Below are 22,911 nucleotides of genomic sequence, written 5' to 3'. Positions count from 1 at the left end.
AGCATCTTTTATCTAAGGGGTAGTCATTCCCCTAGCTTCCTTATTTTTTCTTACTTAATAATGGTTCACTAACACCCTCAACCCCAACTAAGCTTAATAAAGTAAGGAAGTTTTTCTGTACTCCAATGTATGCATCTGTTGGATCATACCATTCGTCTAATGAGTGGGCTCCACCCGCTTTACCACCTCTACCTAAGGTAATGGATGGCACACCTATACTCATTGGATGATTGGAATCTGTACTACTTGGTGTATCTAAGACTGGCTTAGAGCCAATTGCTTCAATCGCAGTCCATGCCACTTGAATAATTTCATCATCATGAGACTGTTTTGCTGGTGGACGATCACCAAACTTCTCAATTTCCACAGTAATTTCATCTGTGTTCCAGCGTTTATTCTCATCTTCTGCAGCTTTTTTAACAATTGCTAAAAATTGCTCTGCTAATTCATCTAACTCTTTCTTTTCATTGGATCGTAAGTCTACCTTCATACTTGCTTCATAGGCAATCGCATTTACCGAAGTTCCTCCAGTAATTTCTCCAACTGTAAATGTTGTTTTCGGCTCGCTAGGAGTTTCTAAATCAGAAATACCAGCAATCGCTCGTCCTAATGCATGAATAGCGCTGGGTAATCCAAATGCGCCAAAGCTATGTCCCCCTGGTCCTTTGTATGTAACCTGATAACGATAACTTCCTGTACCTAAATACACAATATTGTCCGGAGTAGGGCCATCAATGGAAATAAAACCATCAATATCTTTATTTTCGTTAAAGAATGCTTTCACTCCACGTAAATCACCTGCTCCTTCTTCCCCCACCGTTCCACCAAAAACAATATCACCAATATTTTTAACATCAGCTTCATTGCAAGCACGGATAACCCCTAATAGCTCGGCTAAGCCGCGTGTATCATCACTAATTCCTGGTGCATATAAAATACCGTCTTTTTCCTTTACTGTCACATCAGTTCCCTCAGGGAAAACAGTATCAATATGCCCTGAAATAAATACTTTAGGGCCATCTCCAGTACCTGGTCTCACACCATATACATTGCCTTCTTCATCCATACGAACATCTTGGAGATTTAATTCTTTTAGACGACGCATTAAATCCTCCGCACGCTTATGCTCTTTAAAAGGAGGTGCTGGAATTTCTGTAATTTCAATTTGTTCATCCACTGTATGTTGATGATCTGCTTTAATAAATTCCATCCCTTTTTGCACTACGTCATTCTTTAATAGATTGTTAACTGTATCTTTTACATGTGCTGAAACTTTTCCGTCTAGCGATTTTGTCATCAAAATTCCTCCTAAGTGGTTTTGCCCCAATAAACCTATGAAATCAGCTGAAATTTCACATCATTCTTACGTTTAAACAATTGGGCATACATCTTCTATCAATACGTTCATTACTTTTTATGATAGCGATTAAAAATAATGAAGTCAATTCGGCTGTTTGATTCTTTGCAAAAGAAGGATTAATCTAATAATTTAATCCAAATAAAAAAACTGGACAACAGTTTGATTTTACAAACTTATTGTCCCAGTTTTTGATTTCTACTTATTATGTTAAAATCGAACAAATTCTTAATTAATATTAATCATTTATTTTAGCATTCCATAAAATAGTTCCAGAAACGCTGGACTCTAGATCTTCTAAATGATTAAGTACTGCCGTCACCGAACCAAAACTAGCTAAACGGGTCATTGGTACATATTCTGCCCAAGCATATTCCTGTAGTTCTTCCCAAATACTACTTGCTTCTTCCTCTGACGTTGCTGTAGCAATATCATCCAATAATCCATCCGCTTTTTCATCAGCAATTCCTCCCGCAAAGCTAGGATTTAATTGTAATAATTGAGTCGGATCTGTTTTAAATGGAAATGCATTAACAAATAAATCCCAAGTATCTGGCTCTTCTCTACGTTCCGTAATTGTTGGCCAGTCATATACTTGTAAATCTGTATTCACACCAATTTTCTCTAATTGCTCTTGAATTACTACAGAAGCATTATAATAATGTTCATAATCTCTTGTAGTCATGATAATCATTGTTTCTCCATCATAGCCTGCCTCTTCTAGTAATTCTTGTGCTTTGTCTGGATCGTTCAGATTAAAGAATTCTTCTCCTGCATTTGTCGCCCATTGTTCAATTTCTGAATTCATATAGCTTGCTTCCATACTATAAAGTTCTGCATTAACGAGAGAGGCTTGCAAAACTTCCTCAATATTAAGCAACGCATTTACAGCTTGACGCATCTTAGGATTCCCCATCAATTCCCCGCGTTTATTATAAATAAGATCCATTGTAGCTGTATGTTGTGTTAGAAGGAATAAATCATCCATATTTGTTAATTGTTCATAGTTATCAGTTGGTAAAGAATATGCAATATCATATTCTTTCGATTGAATACCAGCTAAACGTGTAGAAGGATCTGTCACAACATAATAGTAAATATCTTCAACATAAGCATTCTTCTGACCAGAGAGTCCATCTGCCGGAGTATCTAGGCTTGCGTACTCATCATATTTAGTTACATGAATATATTGATCCTGTTTCCATTCTGCAAATTCATATGGTCCAGTTCCAATAAATTCCTCTACCCCCTCTGCCGGAGCAGATTCGATAATTTCTTTTGGCATAATTGCAGGGAATTGCTCACTAGAAGCCATAACACCAAGCGCAATAGAAGAAGGTTCATTCAACACTAATTTCACTGTATAGGTATCAACTTCTTCAAATTCAACATCTCCAAATGCTCCAGCTGCAACACCTGATAATTCCAACCAGCGATTCATGGAAGCAACTACATCTTCTGCAGTCATTTCTTCGCCATTATGGAAATTAACACCTTGACGTAAAGTAAAGATGAATTCTGTGTTATCATCATTTACATCTACATTTTCAGCTAACATTGGAACTGGATTATATCCTGAATCGGTTGTTAACAATGTTTCAAACATCATTTTACTAATATCACTTGTTGCTCCTGCTGTAGTCATATGTGGATCAAGGGAAGGTGGTTGTGCATTGATTGCTACTTTAATCTCACCACCAGTACCATCTCCCTCATCTGCTGTGGCATCTTCTTCTGCATCATCATTATCTTTATCATTGTCATTGTTTTCTACTGTGTCATCATCATTATCTGTCGTATTTCCTGAATCCTTGTTACAACCTACCAAAATTACTGCCATCATTAACAAAATTAAAACAAATACTTTCCCTAACTTTTTCACTCTCATACCCTCCTGTGATGCTTCATTTTTTTAAAACAGAAGTATTTAAAAGTGCAACCCCCTCTTGCAAAAATTTTTATTATTCTGTATTAAACAAATATACTATATATTGAAAGCGGTTTCAATTATTTGGTATAAGAAAAATTGGAAGGGAATTTTAAAATCAAGGACATATTTTATTGATCAAATTCAGACATATTTTAACATTATCCATAAGCTATTTACCTTGCTATACATACAAAAGAGCCACTTTCTTTTTTATAGAAAGTAGCTCTACTCATTTCATATTCAATAGCAAGTTTAACTTAATCATTATCCTGATCAGTTAAAATAATTGGACCTTCTTTTGTAATAGCTAACGTATGCTCATATTGTGCTGAACGACTTTTATCTATCGTTCTTGCTGTCCAATTATTAGCATCCATTTTACTTTCCCATTTGCCTTCATTAATCATTGGTTCTATTGTAATAACCATACCTTCGCGTAATCTAGGACCTTTATTAGGCAAACCAAAATGCGGGATTTGAGGAGCTTCATGGATAGTTGGTCCAATACCATGACCCGTGAAATCTCTTACAACAGAGAACCCTTCTGCTTCTGCATAAGTCTGAATAGCATGACCAATATCACCAATACGATTTCCAACTTGAGCTTGCTCTATCCCTTTGTATAATGAAGTTTTTGTTACTTCCATAAGTCGTTTACCTTCATCATCTACATTACCTACTGCATAGGTCCAAGCAGAATCCGCAAGTGCACCATTTAAATTAACAACAAGATCAATCGTAACAATATCTCCATCATTTAATTTCTCATTTCTAGGAAACCCATGACAAATTTCATCATTCACCGATGCACATGTTGCATAAGGATAGTCATTATACCCCTTTTGCTCTGGTGTTGCTCCATGTTTCTTTAAGAATGATTCCACAAAAGTATCAATTTCCATTGTTGTAATACCAGGTTTAATCATTTTAGCTATTTCTTTATGACATAAAACAAGTAAGTCACCTGCTTTTTTCATTGCTTCTATTTCACGCTTGCTTTTTCTAATAATCAATAGATCTCTTCCTTTCTACATTACTTCACTAACCCTAATCTAATCCACAATAAATTGTATCATATTTCACATTAATTTGGTGGAGGATAAGTATGATAAATATGACATCATAAGCCATTTGATTCAGGTCAGTGATATTTGCTAGTTGAGAACGAAAAGCGCAAGTCGCGCCCTTACAGGCTAAGAACGTGACGTCACGAGCACAATGCTAGGGGAATACGGATTAAGTACGCCACGTCACGAGAGCAACATCCGCACTAGTACATCCTGTATGTCGTAGCATATCCTATGCGTCGAAAAACGTAGAGATTGCACCCCCGTTCTTTGGGGGGCTTCGATGTTAGTCGAACTTCCTTTACCTCGAGATAAAGGAAACATGCCTCTTTAGGGGTATCCGACGTTAGGCTTTGCCTGGTTTTAGTCGGACTTCCTTATCAAACAAAACTGATGTTGACTTATTGTAGGGTGGCTCGCGAAATCTCTTAGTTTTTGGTGCTCGGAGCCAGACAGCACTATCTCTGAATAAGCATTAGTTTGCGCAATTTTTATACTTTCTTATCTCAAGATAAAATGCAGAGGAATTAGCCTCTGCATTTTGCTTGTTTATTATTTTACTTTATTAACCGCCAATATATTCTTGAATATCGTATATCTTTCCATTTTCAAGATTTGATCCATCAAGCATGATATCTACGAGTATGCCGCCAACTGTATCAGCAGACTTCAAATCATTATTCGCTTTATATTTTTTAAAACGTTCTACATCTTTAAATGCATCTTCCGAATTGGAACGTATTGCTTCTTGCATGCCTGTATCCATAATTCCTGGATTAAAAGCAAAAACTTTATGACCTGATTGATATTCATCTTGCTCTAAAGCAACTGTTTTAGTGTATAAATTTATACTTGCCTTCGAGCTACAATATGCACTCCAGCCAAGAACAGGACGTAATGCTGCTGCAGATGTCACATTTACTCCAATAAATGAAATGTCTGTTTCTGTCGAAAACTTTAATAAACGGTTCATTAATAACATTGGAGCAATATTATTAATATGCACATGATAGGCTAAATCTTCACCGGCAATATTCAGCGCCTGATTTACAGGCTCAACCACTGCTGCGTTATTCACAAGATAAAGATTTGTTAGTTCAACTTTGGCCAAATGCTCCATCATTAGTTGAAGTAATTGATTTACTTCTTCTGTCTTTCCTAAATCACAATTAAAATGTTCATAATCCACATTGTTTTGCTTAGCTACCTCTACCAAAGTCTTATTTTCATTTCGTGAAATACCGAACACATGAATACCTGATTCCAATAATAATTTAGCAACAGCTTCTCCTAACCCCCGAGATGCTCCTGTTACAACAGCATATTTCATCATTTCTCCCCCTGTTTTGCTCAGTTTGCTACTTCTTCCCAATAATATACAAGTGTTTCCATTCCTTTTTCAAAATTCTCTAATGGAAAACTTTCATTAGGTGAATGCAAACGATCTTCCGGTGTCCCAAATCCCAATAGGATGATTGGATATGCAAAAACTTCATCAAACCATTCTACAACAGGAATAGATCCTCCCATGCGCATAAACACACACTCTTTACCAAATGCTTTTGCATAGCTACTTGCTGCCTGCTTGATAAGTGGATGATCTGGTTCTACCTTATAAGATTTTGCAGATACTTTTCCTTTTTCTATCGTTACTTTAACTCCTGATGGTGTATGCTCTAAAATATGTTTTTCTAATAAATTTTGAATATGTTCAGGGTCTTGACCTGGAACAAGACGACAAGTAATTTTGGCACTCGCATAAGCAGGTATAATCGTTTTAGTACCTTCTCCTTGATAGCCACCATGCATTCCATTTACTTCTAGTGTAGGTCTTGCCATTGTATGTTCTTTTGCACTATAGCCTTGCTCTGATACTGTTTCAATAGCTCCAGTTGTTTCCTGATAATTTTCTCCTTCTAACTCTGCAATTAATGCACGTTCCTCATCAGAAAGTTCTTCAATACCATCATAAAAGCCATCCACGGTAACTACTTCCTCTTCATTTTTCATAGTTGACAGAATATGTGCTAATGTCATCAATGGATTACGAACTGCTCCACCATACATTCCAGAGTGTAAATCATGAGTAGCACTTGTAACTGTAAATTCTAATCCTGTTAAGCCTTTTAATCCATATAAAATAGTTGGCTGTCCAGCTGTAATCATACTTGTATCTGAAACAACTGCAAAATCAGCTTTTAAAAGCTCTTGATGTTCTATTAATACTGGTTTGAAATTAGCACTGCCAATCTCTTCCTCTCCTTCAATACACAGCTTCACATTGATTGGAAGCTTACCTTCTGCTTTTAAAATAGCGTCAAATACAGCAAGGTGCATAAATACCTGACCTTTATCATCACTTGAGCCTCTCGCATATAAACGACCATCGCGAACTTCTGCTTGGAATGGATCACTGTCCCAATGTTCGATAGGATCTACAGGTTGTACATCATAATGACCATAAATTAAAACAGTTGGTGCATCTGGTCCAGCTTGTAAATACTCAGCATAAACAACAGGATGATTCCCTGTTTCTAATTGCTTCACGTTATCAAAACCAATTTCGCTTATATATTTCTTTAAGAAATTTGCTGCTTCTTGAACTTGATCATTATATGCACTATCTGTACTAATACTTGGAATGGATAAAAAATCTTTTAAAATTTTTAGATAATTATCTTTATTTTCTTGTAAATATTGAAGTGTTTTCTGCATTATTTTTTCCTCCTAAATCAAATTCTATTTCTTCATCTTATCATAATAATTACCAATATGTAGTAGAAAACATTTCTTCATTGATTACTTCTACATCGTTTAATAAAGTTTCCAAACGAGGAAAAGGGCACCTAAAAGTCAACAGCTGACCCTGGCACCCTTTATCATCTATCCATTATGATTTATTTTGAGGGAAAATGCGCTCAATCATATTGCCGAATTGATCAAAAAATCCTCTTACTGGTTTTCCAGCATCAACATCCGCCATGTAATTATTTATTAAATCAGCGAAGTCAGGATTTGTTGTAATATACACATTATCTACATTACTATCTACTGATTGAACAATTTCAGAGATTTTATTTTTCACATCATCTGTTAGTATATGACCTTCTTCAGTAGTATTTTCTGCAATGTCATAATTTGTTTGATCATCCATACGTTCTTGTGCACGATCTGTATCTAATAATGCCGCTACATATGCATTACGATTTGTCATCAATACATACGCTTGATCAATATCGTCCATCTGATCAACGATACGATCTGCTGCCTCTTCTGATACAGAGTAATTTCCTGTTCTTTCATGACGATTCATGTCATCGCCATTATCTCTCGCCTCATCCCCTACACCTCGTGGATAAATTGTACCATCCCCAGGTCGATTACCATCATTTGCCCTATTCATTTGTTCATTATATCGCGTTGGCTCTATGTTGTCTGTGTTATTAGTATCATCTCGTTGTGTACTACAGCCAACAAGTGTTAATGTTAGTGCGATTCCAATTGTTACTAATTTCTTATTCACAATTGTTCCTCCTTCCTATTTTGCTTTTAGTATGTTTCAAGAGGAAAATTTTATGCTTCGCCTATTTTTACCAACAGTACCATTAATGGGTACGAACAAAATAAATGATATTGGAAACTCTAAAAGAGAAGCCAAATATGTTTTTCAAATTAATTAGGCTACAGTTCAACTGCTATCGAAAAATTTTAGCAGCTACGGGATTTAAAGTTTGTTCTCTCACTGAACAGGAGTGAAAAATATGTGAAGCCTTTAAGTATAGGAGGAATGTGAATGACTAGTACGGATTATGATAAAGCTGTTCATTTTCTATTAGAAAAGCAATGGGATAACTTGTTCGTATTAATGATGCATACAAATGATGATTTTTTATCAAAGAGAATTTATGATTTTTTATGCGACTTTCAGTATCATCCTAACCAATTAATTTATTCACATGACAGATTAATTCATTACTTAGATCATGCCCAACAAACCTATTTATTTATTTGATTCTGCTAGGATTCCACAAAACGTGAATGTTATGTAGTAAACACAAAAAAGCTTATTGATAAAATCACTTCAATAAGCTTCTTTTATGAGATGTATTATTCGACTGATAAAGATATATTTTTTACTCATCGTAAAAAGTGGTGATCATATCCTTCTTTTGAATGCTATCTTGGTTGGTTTCTTCAAACATGCGTAAAATTGATTCATCTTGTTCTTCCATTTTATTGGCTAATACTCTATTCATAGACAAATGTGATTGTTTAGCGATTTCTCTTACTTCACTTGGAACATTATATGCTGCTATTTCCCAGTTGTCATGGTCTGTTTTTAAATCACTTATATCAATTTGCTCATGTTCTGTTTCTTCTATGCCGTAGTTTATTCCAATTAACATTTGCCGCTTATCATCAAGATAATCACTTTTTTCACATATCATCATTAAGTGAGATAAAAACTCTTCAAATGCCATTCCTTTTGTTTGTTCAAAATGTCTTATTGTATGTATGGCATCGACATTTAAAGGTTTTATATTTTTCACGGTTAAATCACGCTTTAACTCTATTTCAATACTTGGATTAGCATCAATATTAATAAATGCATACGATTTTGGCTGATGGTAGAATAAACTTAGAGGTACGATAATCAATAGCATTATAGAAGCCACTGTTAATACATGTGATGTAATCTTTTTAGCAAGATGAATTCGTTTATCTTGTGTAAAAAGCTCGAAATTGACCTCTTCACCAATTGTACAATCACTGATTTGTTTAGCTTTAACAAATTCACCCTCTTTTGTTAAAACAATCATAAAGCGATCGTAACACCCCATAACAATCCCTTGTTTCACAAACCTGTCCCCTTTAAATAATCATTTAAATATACATAGCCCTCATTTAAAACAATAAAAATAGCTAAAATATACTTCCTATTTCTCTCTAATGTTTTCTTGCTTACTTTAACTATTTTTAAAAGATCTCTAATAGGCAGTTTTTTCTTTTCTATTACATAATCTCGTAATTTTGGTTCATTATAAATCGTTCTTGCTATTTGAATAGCGGATTCCCTCGCATCTCTATGTTTTGGGGAAACCTCGGCTAATTCCATTAAAGATAATTTATACGCTTTCAATTGTTCACTAAAATCTTTTACTTCTTCTTTACGTTGCCATGACTCTTGTTGTTCCATATAAAAGTTTGTGGCAACAATAATTTCATTCGTATTTTCTACTTGTTCGTCATCGTATTTTTCATCTAGAGAAGTTACTATCATTGTACTTTGTATCGAACGTATATAATCAATTACTTTTCGCTTCACAACTAATTGAGCAAATGCGAAAAACGAACAACCCTTATGGGAGGAATAATGTAATATTGCCTCGTTAAATCCTGATAAGCCAATACTAAACTCATCATCTCTTCGATCAATATATCTTTTACAAACTTCTGATACACATTTTGCAATAAAAGGCTGATATGCATGCAATAAATAATTCTGCATCGTTATATCCCCTTGCTGTACAGAAGCAATCATATCTTCAATTGTCATCTTTTCATTATTTGTTTCACTGATAGGGGTAATCATCATATCTTCAGCACCCCTATCATATTGTTCGTAAACAAATATCCTTTTTTGGGTGTTAAATATTTTTTATTATGTAATTTATTTTTTATTTGTAACATTTTCATTCACCATATGTTCATTTTTGTATTTAAGATTAATCTTATCGCACGAATGCTACATATGGTATATCGGTCCGTTTACAATTATTTTAAATCTGTATTACTTTATATCGAACAAAACAACTACTCGACATCTAGGACTAAATGATTATAACCTAGCTATTACTAAACCCTTTTTGTAGAGATATTCTCTTTAAAATGATGCAAACAATATATTAATATATTGTTACAGCAGTTGCTATATTCACTAATTTATTCATCTATATATTTATAATATAGGTCAATTGGAATAAATAATCCTACCTTTCCATGTGAGTCAGTTTCCATGGTTGCGAAGATAATACCAATTACTAAACCATCTTGATTAATAATTGGACTTCCACTATTTCCTCGATAAACAGGTGCTTGAATCATAATAACATCCTCATCCCAGCTACCTAATCGAGTATAGTTTATTATTTCTCCTTCATTAGCAATTCCATTAAAATTTAACGGATTACCAATAAAATTAATCTTATCACCTTGTTGAAAATCTGTTTGATCAGCTAGTGTGAGGTGGGGCAAGCCTTCCCCTTTTACTTCTACTACCGCAAGATCAATGTCTGGATATACCTCTGTCACTTCTCCACTGTATAAACCTTCTTCTGGAAATGCGATCGTAACAGGATTTTCCCCTTCAATAACATGATAATTCGTTAAAATGGTACCATCCTCAGAAATAGAAAACCCAGTACCACGCGAATCTCCAGCTTCAATCACAACAACTGATTTCTTATATTCCTTAATATCCTCCTGTGCAGATAAACGGATAGAAGTTTTAATAAAATCAATAGCTGGTATCGATATGGTTTGTGGTAATAAAGCAATAATATTTATAACCAATGCAATTGCAATAATCCAAAATGTCCATTTTGGAAAACTTTTTCGGGGTGGTGGATTTTCCTTTTCCTCCCTTTCTTTTTCCAAAATTTCTCTTCTAGCTTCTTGCACCAACTCATACATTTCTTCATCATCTATATCTTCATAAAGATCCTTATCAATAATATCCTGATTTTCATGCTCTTTCTTATCCATATAGCACCTCAATCACATATTCTACCCTAAGTATATACCTTCTTCCTTTGTTCAGTCGATTGTAATGGGGAATTTTCACAATGGAATACAGGATTTTATATTTATATATCAATATTTACAATGGAAAGTTACGTTTTTCTAAATAATAGTAGCTTATTTTTTCTTTTTCTCTTAAAATAAGAACAGGATTTTTACTTTCCATAAAGTGTATGGTCAAAAAGTTCGATAAAAAACTGTAATCAGTTCAGTTCGCAACACATTTAAAGGAATACGGATTAAGTACGCCACTTCACGAGAGCAACATCCGCAATAGTACATCCTGTACTTCGCAGCACATCATATACATCGAAAGCTCAAGGCAACGTAGCCTCGAGTAATGGACTTGCGCGTGTTGTAGTGACTTCGACGTTAGATGCAGGACGTGTCGGAACTTAGTCGAAGTTTCCCTGTTCGATGCGTCATTTTTGTTGGACTTTTTGAACAACTTCATAAAGGAGCAATTTTTCATGTCATTAGAAAGATTACTAGAATATAACAGAAAATTTGTTGCAGAGGAAAAATATAAGCAGTATGAAACAGACAGTATTCCTAATAAAAAAATGGTGATTTTCACCTGTATGGAGTCTAGACTTATTGAATTACTTTTAAAAGCTTTTGATTTGAAAAATGGCGATGTGAAAATGCTTAAAAATGCTGGAGCTATTATTCGTAAGCCTTTTGATAGTATTATGAAAAGTATTTTAGTTGCTGTTTATGAACTAAAAGCAGAAGAAATTATTGTTGTTGGACATCATGATTGTGGTATGTCTCGAGTAGATACAACTGCCCTTGTTGAGCATATGAAAGAAAGAGGGGTTACTCAGGAAACCCTAGACACATTAAAACATGCAGGCATCTATTTAGAAAAGGAATTCCATGGGTTCGACACTGTAGAAGAATCAATTGAACAAAGTGTTCGAATCATCCGTAATCATCCACTTCTACCTAAGCAGGTAAAAGTACATGGACTTGTTATTGATCCACACACTGGTAAAGCGGATGTTGTTACAAGAGAATAGAGAAGGAAAAGTGCAGAGCGCTAACTTTGAATAAGTTTTAATTTGCATATTTTTTATACTATAATAGTGACCTAGCATAGCCTTTTATGTGCTAGGTCACTATTATTTTATTTACTGTTTTCTTTAATGATAGCCATAACGGTATCTCTAGCTTGATCACTCTGATAATTCTTCATTGTTTCTAGTAAAGCTGGTGCATGCTTTTGAAGTTGAGTTATTTCATCAATAAAGCTTTCCTTTGTTAATTGTTCTTCCTCTATTGTTCTAGCATAACCACTTTTGGTAAATGATTTGGCATTAATAATTTGATCTCCACGACTTGCCGCTCTAGACAAAGGAATAAGTAACATAGGAATTTTTAATGCTAAAAATTCAAAAATAGCATTTGCTCCAGCACGAGAAATAACGAAATTAGTAATTGCTAATAAATCTTTAAGCTCTTCATTTACATACCCAAATTGAACATAACCTGCTTGATTCATTTTTTCATCAACATGACCCTCACCACAAATATGAATAATTTGGAAATGATCCAATAATGTATCTAAGCTATCTCGAACAATTTCGTTCATTTTTTGGGAGCCAGCACTTCCACCCATAATTAATAAAACAGGCTTATCTGTAGTAAAATTAGTAAGCTTTAACCCCTTCTGTTTATCTCCCATAAAAAGCTCTTCACGTACTACCGCCCCAACATAGGTTGCTTTTTTTTGATTTACATATTTTAAAGTTTCAGGGAATGTAGTTAAAATTTGTTTTACAAATGGCATAGATAGCTTATTAGCAAGCCCTGGTGTGTAATCTGATTCATGAATAACTGTAGGTACACCACGTAATTTAGCTGCAAGTACAACTGGAACAGATACAAATCCCCCTTTTGAAAAAATAACAGAAGGCTTTCGTTTCCCAATAATTCTCCATGCTTGGAATATCCCCTTCAATACTTTAAAGGGATCCTTTATATTTTCAATAGACATATAACGTCGTAGCTTTCCTGTAGATATAGGATAATATTGAACTCCTGGTAGCTCACTAATTAATTTTCGTTCAATTCCATCTTTTGAACCAATATAATCTATTTCCCAGCCTTCTTTTTGAAAAAGGGGAATCAATGCTACATTCACAATGACATGTCCTGCCGTTCCCCCACCTGTAAAAAGAATTCTTTTCTTTTTCATCTTTTTGAACTTCCTTTCTTTGCCAATCCAATTTAACACGCTATACTGTTTTTAATGGTATTTTATAATTTCCTATCTATCATAACAAAAATATAATAAAAGGGATGAGAAATATGTATCAAACTTTTTCATTAAAAGAAAAACTAAAATTATTTTCCATTATTTTATTTCCCATCCTCATCACACAAATTAGCTTAAATTTAATGACTTTCTTTAATACAGTTATGTCAGGTCAATCCGGAGCTGTTGATCTTGCTGGAGTGGCAATAGGAGCTAGCATATGGTCTCCTATCTTTACAAGTGTGACTGGAATATTACTTGCCCTAACACCAATTATTGCTCAATTAATTGGTGCCAACAAATATGATGATATTCCAAAACAAGTTCAACAAGGAATTTATGTTTCCATTTTTATTTCAATTATTGTCATTATTGCTATTTTACTTTTAGTAAATCCCATTTTGAACTTATTATCATTAGAACCTGAAGTACTATATATTGCGAAATATTATTTACTCGCAATTTGTATTGGAATTATGCCTTTATTTATCTTTACAACACTTAGAAACTTTATGAATGCACTTGGAAAAACAAATGTTTCTATGTTTATTATTTTAATTTCGTTACCAATCAATGTTCTGTTAAATTATCTTTTAATTTTTGGGAAATTTGGATTTCCAGCACTTGGTGGAATTGGCTCTGGAATAGCTACTTCACTCACTTATTGGCTAGTTTGTATCATTACAATTGTAATCATCTATAAATCGGAAATCTTTCGTCCTTATCATATTTTTAAATCATGGAGTAAGCCTTTATTTTCTTATTGGTGGGAACAATTAAAAGTAGGAGTGCCTATTGGTATCTCCATCTTTTTTGAATCTAGTATTTTTGCAGCTGTAACTCTTTTCATCAGTGTTTATAGTACATATACTATTGCAGCACACCAGGCAGCAATGAATTTCGTTTCTTTGTTATACATGATTCCACTTAGTGTTGGGATGGCTCTAACAATTGCCGTAGGATACGAGGTTGGTGCAAGAAGATTTAGTCATGCTCGAACATTTGGTTATATAGGGATTAGCAGTGGTTTTATTATTGCTATTTTTGTAGGCTTGATCTTATTTATTTTTGATGATGAAATTGCACGAATGTATTCTTCAAATCCACAAGTCATTGACTTAACAAAACAATTTATTATTTATGCGATTATTTTCCAAATTGCAGATGCTTTTGGTCCACCAATTCAAGGTTCACTTCGAGGGTATAAAGATGTAAATATCACATTATATATAGCGCTTATTTCCTATTGGATTATCGGTTTACCAAGTGGTTGGCTTCTTGCAAAATACACCGCACTTGAACCATTCGGTTATTGGGTAGGTCTAATTATTGGTTTAACTATTGGTTCCATTGCATTATTAATACGCCTATTATATGTACAACGACAATATGCAACTGGTTCAAAGTTGATGCGTTTGTAACTAAAGGAAATTCTTTTTTTTTATATCATATGACTCCATTACAAAAAAGCCATGTTTTGATTGAAAATAATCAAAACATGGCTTTTAAAATTTCTATTTAACCTTCTAATAAAAGATCATATGGATCTTCTAATAATTGTTTCACACGTACCAAGAATTGTACTGCTTCTTTTCCGTCAACAATACGGTGGTCATATGAAAGTGCTAAGTACATCATTGGACGAACTTCAATAGAATCATCCGGCATTACCATTGCACGTTTTTGGATGTTGTGCATTCCTAAAATACCAACTTGTGGCGTGTTTAGGATTGGTGTAGATAACATAGAACCGAAAGTTCCACCATTTGTAATTGTGAATGATCCACCTGAAAGATCACCCATTGCTAATTCTTTATTTTTCGCTTTAGTTCCTAAATCGATAATGCTGCTCTCAATTCCAGCAAAGCTTAGCTTATCTGCGTCGCGAACTACTGGAACAACTAATCCTTCATCTGTTGATACTGCAATTCCAATATCATAGAATTTCTTCACGATTAAGTCAGTACCATCAATTTCAGCATTTAATAATGGGAAGTCTTTTAACGCAGCAACTACTGCTTTAGTAAAGAATGACATGAAACCAAGCTTCACACCATTTTTAGCGATAAAGGCTTCTTTGCGTTCATTACGTAAGTTCATTACTGCAGTCATATCTACTTCATTGAAAGTAGTTAACATTGCAGCTGTTTGCTGAGCTTCAACTAAACGCTTCGCAATTGTCATACGACGACGAGACATTTTTTCACGCTCAACTGGCTTATCGAAGCTAGTTTCAGCTTCTTTAGGAGCTGGTGCTGCTTTCTTAGTAGGTGCTGGAGCATTCTTAGCTGCCGCAGCTGCTTCTACATCCTCAGGACGAATACGACCTAAAGGATCTACTGCACGAACTGCACTTAAATCAATATTTAATTCTCTAGCTAATTTTCTTGCTGCTGGTGTTGCAACAACATCTTTACCAGCTTCTACTTTTTCTTCAACAACTGGAGCTTCTGTTTTTTCTTCTTTTGCTTCTTCTTGAGGAGCTGCTGGTTCTTCTGTAGCAGCAGGAGCAGATCCGCCACCTTCTCCGCTTTCGTCAATCTTAGCAACGACATCTCCAACCTGTACATCATCGCCTTCTTCACTTATAAGTTCAGTAATAACACCTGAAAAATCAGAATGCACCTCTACATTTACCTTATCTGTTTCTAATTCAAGTACTGCGTCACCTTTTTCAACTGTATCTCCAACATTTACTAGCCATTCTGCAATTGTACCTTCCATAATGGACTCAGCAAGTTCTGGAATTTTAATTTCCTTCACGGGAATTTCCTCCTTTATAACGGCTTAATAGCTTCTGAAATAATATTGTTTTGATATAGCTTATGAACATTCGGATCACCCACAGAAGGAGCAGAACGTTTTGGACGTCCAACATAACGTAAAGTTTGCCCATCTTGTAATAGTTCTCTTAAGTAGTCTGCAACAAATGTCCATGGTCCCATATTTTGGGGTTCTTCTTGAAGCCATACAATTTCTTCAAGATTCGGTAATGCTTTTAATTCTTTAGCCAATTCCTCAGTTGGGAATGGATAAAGTTGTTCAACTCTTAATGCACGTAACCAACCAAAGCTTTCTTCTGAGTTAATGATTGCTTCTTCTAGGTCAATCATAACTTTCCCACTACCGATTACTAAACGTTTTGCATTTTTCTTGCTTACCTTTAAATTCGGTTGATCTTTTAAGGTTTGGAATTTGCCTTCTGCAAACTCCTGCATTTCTGAAGCTACACGTTCATTACGTAATAAACTACTCTTTGGTGTCATTAATACTAATGGTCTTGCTAGATCCGTATTCTTCAATGCTGCTTGTCTGCGTAGTAAATGGAATAATTGTGCAGATGATGTTACATTTGCAACAATCCAGTTGTTTTCTGCAGACATTTGTAAGAAACGCTCTAAACGTGCACTTGAGTGTTCCGGACCTTGCCCTTCATAACCATGTGGTAATAATAATACCATGTTTGACTTTTCTCCCCATTTCGCACGTGAAGATGAAAGGAATTGATCAAACATTACTTGTGCTGTGTTTGCAAAATCACCAAACTGTGCTTCCCAGAATACGAGTGTTTCTGGTGCTTGAACGCTATATCCATATTCAAAGCCTAGAACCCCTACTTCAGATAGCGCACTATTATGAATATCAAAAGATGCATTTGTATCTTCTAAACCGTGTAAAATACAATATTTTTCACCGCTATTCACATCATGCAATACCATATGACGATGTGCGAATGTTCCACGCTCAGAATCTTGCCCTGTTAAGCGAATTGGCGTTCCATCCTTTAAGATAGATGCGAAAGCTAATGCTTCCCCTGTTCCCCAATCTGCTGTTTGACCATCTTCGAAAAGTGTCGCACGTTTTTTGAACACACGATCTAATCGTTTGAATCCTGCAAATTTTTCAGGACGTTTCAGCATATCCTCATTGATTTTCTTCAACTCTTCTAGAGGTACCGCTGTTTCAAATTGGTCTAGAGATTCTTCTAATTCTGCAGGCATGTCAACAGTAGATACTTCTAAATCTACTTCTTCCATGCTATCATATATTGCTTGTAATTTATCTTCAACATTTTTAAGCATTTTCGATAAATCATCTTCTGCAATAATATTTTCTTTTTGAAGGTTCTCTGCATATACCTTTGTAATTGTTGGATGCTCATCAATTTCTTTATAAAGAAGTGGTTGAGTTGCTCTTGGCTCATCCATCTCATTATGTCCATAACGACGATAGCCTACTAAATCAATTAAGAAATCTTTATTGAATTTCTGACGGTATTCGAAAGCTAATTTTACTGCATCTAGACAAGCAATTGGATCATCTGCATTCACGTGAACAACCGGAATGTCATATCCTTTTGCTAAATCACTTGTATAACGAGTAGAACGTCCTTCTCTACCAGTTGTTGTATATCCTAGGAGGTTATTTGCAATGATGTGAAGTGTACCACCTGTGTGATATGCTTCAATTCCACCAAGGTTAATTGTTTCTGCAACTACACCTTCTCCAATAAATGCTGCATCTCCATGAACAACTACACAAACTCCTTTAGAAACATCTTGTTTGGAGTGTCCACCTGTAGAACGATCATCCTGAGCTGCACGAGTAAATCCTTCTACTACTGGGTTAGCAACTTCTAAATGAGATGGGTTATGCGCCAACGTTACTTTCGTTGTCTTACCACTTTCTGTCGTAACATTATTTACTGCACCAAAGTGGTATTTAACATCTCCCGTCCAACCATATGAAATCTCACGTGAAGATTCAGACGGTAAAATTTCCTTACCAGAGCCGTAATTAAATTCAGAGAATACCTTATCAAATGGCTTTTCTAAGACATGCGTTAACACACTTAAACGTCCACGGTGTGCCATTCCCATCATTACATTCTCAATGCTTTCTTCTGCAGATTGCTCTACAATTTTATCAAGCATTGGAACCATTACTTCAAGTCCTTCAATAGAAAAGCGCTTTTGACCTACAAATGTCTTTTGTAGAAAAGCTTCAAAGCCTTCTACTTGCGCAAGACGGTCTAAAAGTCCTTTCTTTTTATCAGCTGAAAAATTAAATTTATAGTTACCTGATTCAATTTGTTCTTGCAGCCAATTACGTTCCTCATCATTGCTTACATAATCATATTCAAATGAAATTTTTCCAGTATAAAGTTCTTTTAAGTGGTTGACAATGTCTAATCCATTGTTCAAACCAGCTGGCACATTCGCTACTAGCCAGTTAGCTGGAATATTTTTCAGATCTGCTTCTGTTAATCCATAATGACTTGGTTCAAGACTTTTCGCCTCTCCTTCAATACTACCAACAGGATAAACATCTGCTTTTGTATGAGCAAAACGACGAATAGCCTCAACATATTTAAGTGCTGAGGATAGCTTTTGCACATCTTGAATAGAGGTTGCTGCTGGAGCTGCTCCTTCAGTTTCACCTGTTACTGGCGAAAGCCATGTAGGTGCTCCATGTTCATCAAATAGCGTTTTTAATGACGGGTCTACAGCTTCGGGATCTACTAAATACAGGTCATACTGTTCTTCAACATAACCTATGTTAGGACCATGAAACTTCCCCCATAAATCTTCCGTAGATTTAACCACGTTTAATACCCCCAATTAGAGTAAACTTAATTAGATATAGTAATAATAAATATATATCATTACTATTATAAGAGCGACAGATAACTTCATCAACTAAAAGACTTTATTCGAAATATTGTCAAAATAATATAAATTGACACAAATATACCTAAATTTTGCATTTCGTTAAAGTAAAGGATTGTTCCTTTCATTCCCTCTTTCTATTATACCAAAAGTTTTAAGGATGACAATTTAGTTCGAGCTTTATTTTTCATAAAATCGACAAGAATACAATAGAAGAAAAAAATTGTCGCTTTTCCTGCATGATTTCACGAATATTACTCACTATTCGGCTTATTTATGTAGCAATAAAAATGCTTTTGCAAATAACTCGAACCAATTAAAGGTTCACTTTAAGAGAAGTTTTATGTATAATGTAGTCATTAAAACAACCTATATGATTATAATAACTATGAAGAGCAATACATAATAAGAGGAGGATCCTTTATGAATTTATTTCTAATCACTGGTGTATGTGTTGTGTTTATTGTAGCTTGCCTAACTTCTGCATATGAAGCAAAACCAGGTGTTCCAAAGAAAAATCAATAATGAAAACATATAAAAAATCCGTCATCTGAAACTGAACTATACTCGTTAGATTCCTTCTAACCTTCTAGGACAGTTTGATAAGATGACGGATTTTTTTAATCCATATTTGGAAAGTTTCTTTGGCGTAAAGCTTCGTAAATTAAAATAGCAGCTGTATTGGATAAATTTAAGGAACGGACCTTATCATTCATGTGAATACGTAAGCAATAATCTTCTTTCCCTAAAATCATTTCTCTCGGTATTCCATCTGTCTCTCTTCCAAAAATAAAAAAGATATCTTCATCTATACTACTATAATCATAATCGGTATAATATTTTTCACCAAAGTTTTCAATATAATAATAGATACCATCTGGATATTTTTCATACAATTCATCGATAGATTGATACTCTTTAATATCGACATTCTTCCAGTAATCTAGTCCTGCACGTCGCAACATTTTATCATCTGTTGAGAATCCAAGTGGATGAATTAAATGTAAAGTAGTGTCAGTAGCCAGGCAAGTTCTCGCAATATTTCCAGTATTTGCTGGTATTTCGGGTTGAAATAATACAACGTGTAAACTCATATGCTAATTCTCCTAACTTCCTATTAAGCTCTATCTTTTTCCTTCTTGATTATATCATGTTTCTCCAATCCGAAAAAACTTATATTGAGTCTCTGGTGTCCATGCAAGAGAGTCTTGATAAGTCCAGTAACGATGCCTGCTATTATTTGTATGTGCATTAACAAGCGGCATGTCATTTGCATCCTTAGCAACTACAATTGTCGTATGATCAAATCTCCCATCCCCTTCAAAATCATAACAAATAACATCTCCAGGATTTAACTCTTGGGCAGATTCTACCTCTTTACTAAACAACATATTCTCAGCACCACTTAAATACCAGCGCATGGAGTGTGCAACAGACCAACTGAAGCTCCATTGATTATTTTGATACCACCAGCCCTGGCTACGATTAGGATAGCCGTGCATGGGTGCACCTCCAGCAAATAAACATTGAGAAACATAATTTGTACAATCCACCTCAAATATTTCATATTGCGGATTATAACTATTCCACCAGCGCTCTGCATACTGAACTGCTGCAAAACGATCATAGACAAAACGAGTTGTTCGTTTACTGTCTTTCTTTTGATAAGGATGTGATAAATTATTCAACTCTGTACCAGGATTTTGTTTAGACCGTGATACTAAACGTACTCCTTCGTTATTACGGATAGTCAAATAGGGCATAATACGCTCTTCATGATAATATTCACCCTCTTGTTGGATTAATAACCTCAAATATACTTGCCCAAAATTTTTTATTTCATTATTAAGCTTTATTTGTCGGCTAGGTTGAGCACTAGCATGTAATTTAATTATTTCTACGCCACGCTCTTCACATTCTAATTTTTTTCTTTCCCACCAATCTTCTCCTCCCATAACAGCAAATAATTTCAACCACTCATTCTTATTATTGTCCATAAAAAAACCTCCATATTTACTAATATGAAGGTGATATTAAAATTATAAAATGTTTTCTAGTTTCAACAAATATTTTTTCTTATCCAATCCTCCACCATAGCCAACAAGCTTCCCATTCATTCCTATAATTCGATGACATGGTGAAAATATAGACATCGGGTTTTTATTAACCGCACCACCAATTGCTCGAACTGCCTTAGGATTATTGACGGCAATAGCAATATCCTTATATGCCTTTGTTTCTCCATAAGGCACAGTAAATAACGCTTCCCATACTTGTTTTTGAAAAGATGTTCCATAGAATTGATAATCAAATTCAAAAGCCGTTTGCTGCTTAGCAAAATAAGCTTCTAGCTGCTGCTTTATATGCTGCAATTTCTTTGGTTCACAAACAAAAACTGCGTTTGGAAAATAGCGGTTTAGCCATTTCTCTATTCTTTCTTTGACATCTGTTAGTCGACCAAAATCAATACGAATAGCTTTTTCATCATGAACCATTAATAAAAGTGGCCCAATGGGTGAATCCATTTCTTCATAATAAATGATTGTTTCACTCATATGCTAATCCCCTCTATTCATTTCTTATTGTTTCTGGAACGATAAACCTTTCTCCATTTCAAAACGCACTTGCTCATCTTTTTCTTTATCTATTGCCTGTTCAATTGCAATAAAAGCTTCTTTAGAACCGATTTTTCCTAAAGCCCATGCTGCTGTGCCACGAATGACAGGACGGACATCATTATTCATCACTTCTGTTAATACTTCAACTGCACTTTCATCCTTATAATGTGCTAACGCAATCATTGCATTTCTTTGAAGTGGATTTTTTCCACGCCATGAGCCAGAAATATGTCCAAATTTTTCTCGAAATTCTCGGTTAGATATTCGAAGCATTGGTTTTAATTTGGGTTTAGCAATTTCTGGTTCAGCTTCAAATTCCTCGTGCAAATGAAAGTCCACTTGTTTATTCCAAGGACAAACTGCCTGACAAGTATCACAACCATAAACACGTGTCCCAATTTTCTCACGAAACGGATCTGGTAAAAAATCCTTGGTCTGTGTTAAGAACGCCAAACATTTTTGAGCATTTAATTGTCCGCCTTGAACAAGTGCACCGGTTGGACATGCTGTTAAACAGATTTCACAATCTCCGCAGGTTTCCTCCACTGGTTGATCAGAAGGAAAAGGAATATTTGTAATCAGTTCTCCTAAATAAACAAAGGAACCAAACTCTGGAGTGATAATTAATGTATTTTTACCGCTGAAGCCGATTCCTGCGCGCTCTGCTACAGCACGATCTGATAATTCTCCAGTATCAACCATTATTTTACTTACTAAATCCGGAACTTTTTCCTGAAGATATGCATTTAATTTTGTTATTCTTTCCTTTAGCACAACATGATAATCCGTTCCCCAGGACGCACGACAAAAGATACCGCGGCGATCTTCTTTGGTGCTTTTGGGAGGTGATTCAATTCGTGATGGATATGCTAATGCAATCGAAATAATGGATTGTGCTTCTGGAAGCAGCTTTCTTGGCTCTGTTCGCTCTTCCACTGTTCCCTTTTCAAACCCAGAAGCATAACCTAAAACTTGGCTCGTTCTTAAACGTTCTTTTAACTCTACAAAAACATCTGCTGTAGTAAAGCCAATCTTATCTATTCCAATCGTTTTACTGTATGTAATAAGATCTGCTTTCAACTGTTCTACATTCATCCTTATCCCTCCTTCCCTTGCTCTCTCCTTATATTTTTCTACTCTCATTATACAGAAAAATATCCTATAGAACAGAATTTCTGCACTATAGGATAAAAGTGTAAATATTACAAT

Annotated in this window: 18 protein-coding genes and 1 pseudogene; 3 read left to right on the top strand and 16 right to left on the bottom strand. The window is 35.0% G+C overall.

Annotated elements, in window-relative coordinates:
* Nucleotides 1–40 precede the first annotated feature (40 nt).
* The 6 genes from AB4Y30_RS05575 to AB4Y30_RS05550 all read right to left on the bottom strand — a co-directional run bounded on the left by AB4Y30_RS05575 (nucleotide 41) and on the right by AB4Y30_RS05550 (nucleotide 7,877).
* Complete coding sequence (locus AB4Y30_RS05575; protein WP_368654500.1) at nucleotides 41–1,297, bottom strand: M20/M25/M40 family metallo-hydrolase; 1,257 nt, start codon at nucleotides 1,295–1,297, stop codon at nucleotides 41–43.
* A gap of 298 nt (nucleotides 1,298–1,595) precedes the next feature.
* Entirely contained in the window at nucleotides 1,596–3,239 is a 1,644-nt protein-coding gene (locus tag AB4Y30_RS05570) for an ABC transporter substrate-binding protein (protein ID WP_368654499.1), read from the bottom strand.
* Between the two features lie 305 nt (nucleotides 3,240–3,544).
* On the bottom strand, nucleotides 3,545–4,300 hold the full coding sequence (gene map, locus AB4Y30_RS05565; protein ID WP_368654498.1) for a type I methionyl aminopeptidase: 756 nt from the start codon (nucleotides 4,298–4,300) through the stop codon (nucleotides 3,545–3,547).
* Between the two features lie 619 nt (nucleotides 4,301–4,919).
* Nucleotides 4,920–5,684 (bottom strand): (S)-benzoin forming benzil reductase, encoded by a 765-nt coding sequence (locus tag AB4Y30_RS05560; protein WP_368654497.1) that lies wholly within the window; start codon nucleotides 5,682–5,684, stop codon nucleotides 4,920–4,922.
* Nucleotides 5,685–5,704: 20 nt separating this feature from the next.
* Nucleotides 5,705–7,072 carry a dipeptidase gene (locus AB4Y30_RS05555; protein WP_368655175.1) on the bottom strand — a complete coding sequence of 456 codons (1,368 nt, stop codon included), beginning with the start codon at nucleotides 7,070–7,072 and terminating at the stop codon, nucleotides 5,705–5,707.
* A gap of 172 nt (nucleotides 7,073–7,244) precedes the next feature.
* A complete protein-coding gene (locus tag AB4Y30_RS05550) occupies nucleotides 7,245–7,877 on the bottom strand; it encodes a YhcN/YlaJ family sporulation lipoprotein (protein WP_368654496.1) in 633 nt (210 codons plus the stop codon).
* Nucleotides 7,878–8,147: 270 nt separating this feature from the next.
* On the opposite strand from AB4Y30_RS05550, the gene AB4Y30_RS05545 reads away from it, so the two are divergent.
* Nucleotides 8,148–8,366, top strand: coding sequence for a YhdB family protein (locus tag AB4Y30_RS05545; protein WP_368654495.1), 219 nt, complete (start codon nucleotides 8,148–8,150; stop codon nucleotides 8,364–8,366).
* A 121-nt stretch (nucleotides 8,367–8,487) separates the two neighbouring features.
* Here the strand turns inward: AB4Y30_RS05545 and AB4Y30_RS05540 are convergent, their stop codons facing one another.
* The 3 genes from AB4Y30_RS05540 to AB4Y30_RS05530 form a co-directional block, all read right to left on the bottom strand.
* Entirely contained in the window at nucleotides 8,488–9,213 is a 726-nt protein-coding gene (locus AB4Y30_RS05540; RefSeq protein ID WP_368654494.1) for an anti-sigma factor domain-containing protein, read from the bottom strand.
* Entirely contained in the window at nucleotides 9,210–9,950 is a 741-nt protein-coding gene (gene sigI / locus AB4Y30_RS05535) for an RNA polymerase sigma-I factor (RefSeq protein ID WP_368654493.1), read from the bottom strand. Before sigI ends, AB4Y30_RS05540 begins: the two co-directional genes overlap by 4 nt.
* Nucleotides 9,951–10,297: 347 nt before the next feature.
* A complete protein-coding gene (locus AB4Y30_RS05530; RefSeq protein WP_368654492.1) occupies nucleotides 10,298–11,119 on the bottom strand; it encodes a S1C family serine protease in 822 nt (273 codons plus the stop codon).
* 506 nt (nucleotides 11,120–11,625) lie between these two features.
* Here AB4Y30_RS05530 and AB4Y30_RS05525 point away from each other — a divergent pair.
* Nucleotides 11,626–12,177, top strand: a complete 552-nt coding sequence (locus AB4Y30_RS05525; protein WP_368654491.1) for a beta-class carbonic anhydrase — start codon at nucleotides 11,626–11,628, stop codon at nucleotides 12,175–12,177.
* A gap of 107 nt (nucleotides 12,178–12,284) precedes the next feature.
* Here the strand turns inward: AB4Y30_RS05525 and AB4Y30_RS05520 are convergent, their stop codons facing one another.
* Complete coding sequence (locus tag AB4Y30_RS05520; RefSeq protein WP_368654490.1) at nucleotides 12,285–13,355, bottom strand: undecaprenyldiphospho-muramoylpentapeptide beta-N-acetylglucosaminyltransferase; 1,071 nt, start codon at nucleotides 13,353–13,355, stop codon at nucleotides 12,285–12,287.
* Between the two features lie 113 nt (nucleotides 13,356–13,468).
* Between AB4Y30_RS05520 and AB4Y30_RS05515 the strand changes: the two genes are divergently transcribed.
* A complete protein-coding gene (locus AB4Y30_RS05515) occupies nucleotides 13,469–14,836 on the top strand; it encodes an MATE family efflux transporter (RefSeq protein ID WP_368654489.1) in 1,368 nt (455 codons plus the stop codon).
* A gap of 97 nt (nucleotides 14,837–14,933) precedes the next feature.
* Here AB4Y30_RS05515 and odhB read toward each other — a convergent pair whose 3' ends face one another.
* The 6 genes and pseudogenes from odhB to queG all read right to left on the bottom strand — a co-directional run bounded on the left by odhB (nucleotide 14,934) and on the right by queG (nucleotide 22,797).
* Nucleotides 14,934–16,178: a 2-oxoglutarate dehydrogenase complex dihydrolipoyllysine-residue succinyltransferase gene (odhB, locus tag AB4Y30_RS05510; RefSeq protein ID WP_368654488.1), complete on the bottom strand. Its 1,245-nt coding sequence runs from the start codon at nucleotides 16,176–16,178 to the stop codon at nucleotides 14,934–14,936.
* A pseudogene (locus tag AB4Y30_RS05505) lies at nucleotides 16,165–19,021 on the bottom strand (2-oxoglutarate dehydrogenase E1 component). The gene odhB and the pseudogene AB4Y30_RS05505 overlap by 14 nt, the downstream one beginning before the upstream one ends.
* Nucleotides 19,022–19,704: 683 nt before the next feature.
* Nucleotides 19,705–20,178 (bottom strand): tRNA (cytidine(34)-2'-O)-methyltransferase, encoded by a 474-nt coding sequence (locus tag AB4Y30_RS05500; protein ID WP_368654487.1) that lies wholly within the window; start codon nucleotides 20,176–20,178, stop codon nucleotides 19,705–19,707.
* Between the two features lie 54 nt (nucleotides 20,179–20,232).
* Nucleotides 20,233–21,081 (bottom strand): amidase domain-containing protein, encoded by an 849-nt coding sequence (locus AB4Y30_RS05495; protein ID WP_368654486.1) that lies wholly within the window; start codon nucleotides 21,079–21,081, stop codon nucleotides 20,233–20,235.
* 42 nt (nucleotides 21,082–21,123) lie between these two features.
* On the bottom strand, nucleotides 21,124–21,639 hold the full coding sequence (locus AB4Y30_RS05490) for a methylated-DNA--[protein]-cysteine S-methyltransferase (RefSeq protein ID WP_368654485.1): 516 nt from the start codon (nucleotides 21,637–21,639) through the stop codon (nucleotides 21,124–21,126).
* Nucleotides 21,640–21,663: 24 nt separating this feature from the next.
* Complete coding sequence (gene queG / locus AB4Y30_RS05485) at nucleotides 21,664–22,797, bottom strand: tRNA epoxyqueuosine(34) reductase QueG (protein WP_368654484.1); 1,134 nt, start codon at nucleotides 22,795–22,797, stop codon at nucleotides 21,664–21,666.
* Nucleotides 22,798–22,911: the final 114 nt, after the last annotated feature.

The sequence above is a fragment of the Ornithinibacillus sp. 4-3 genome, from assembly GCF_040958695.1.
Taxonomy (GTDB): Bacteria; Bacillota; Bacilli; order Bacillales; family Amphibacillaceae; genus CALAMD01.
This window is presented reverse-complemented; position numbering and strand designations above follow the sequence as displayed.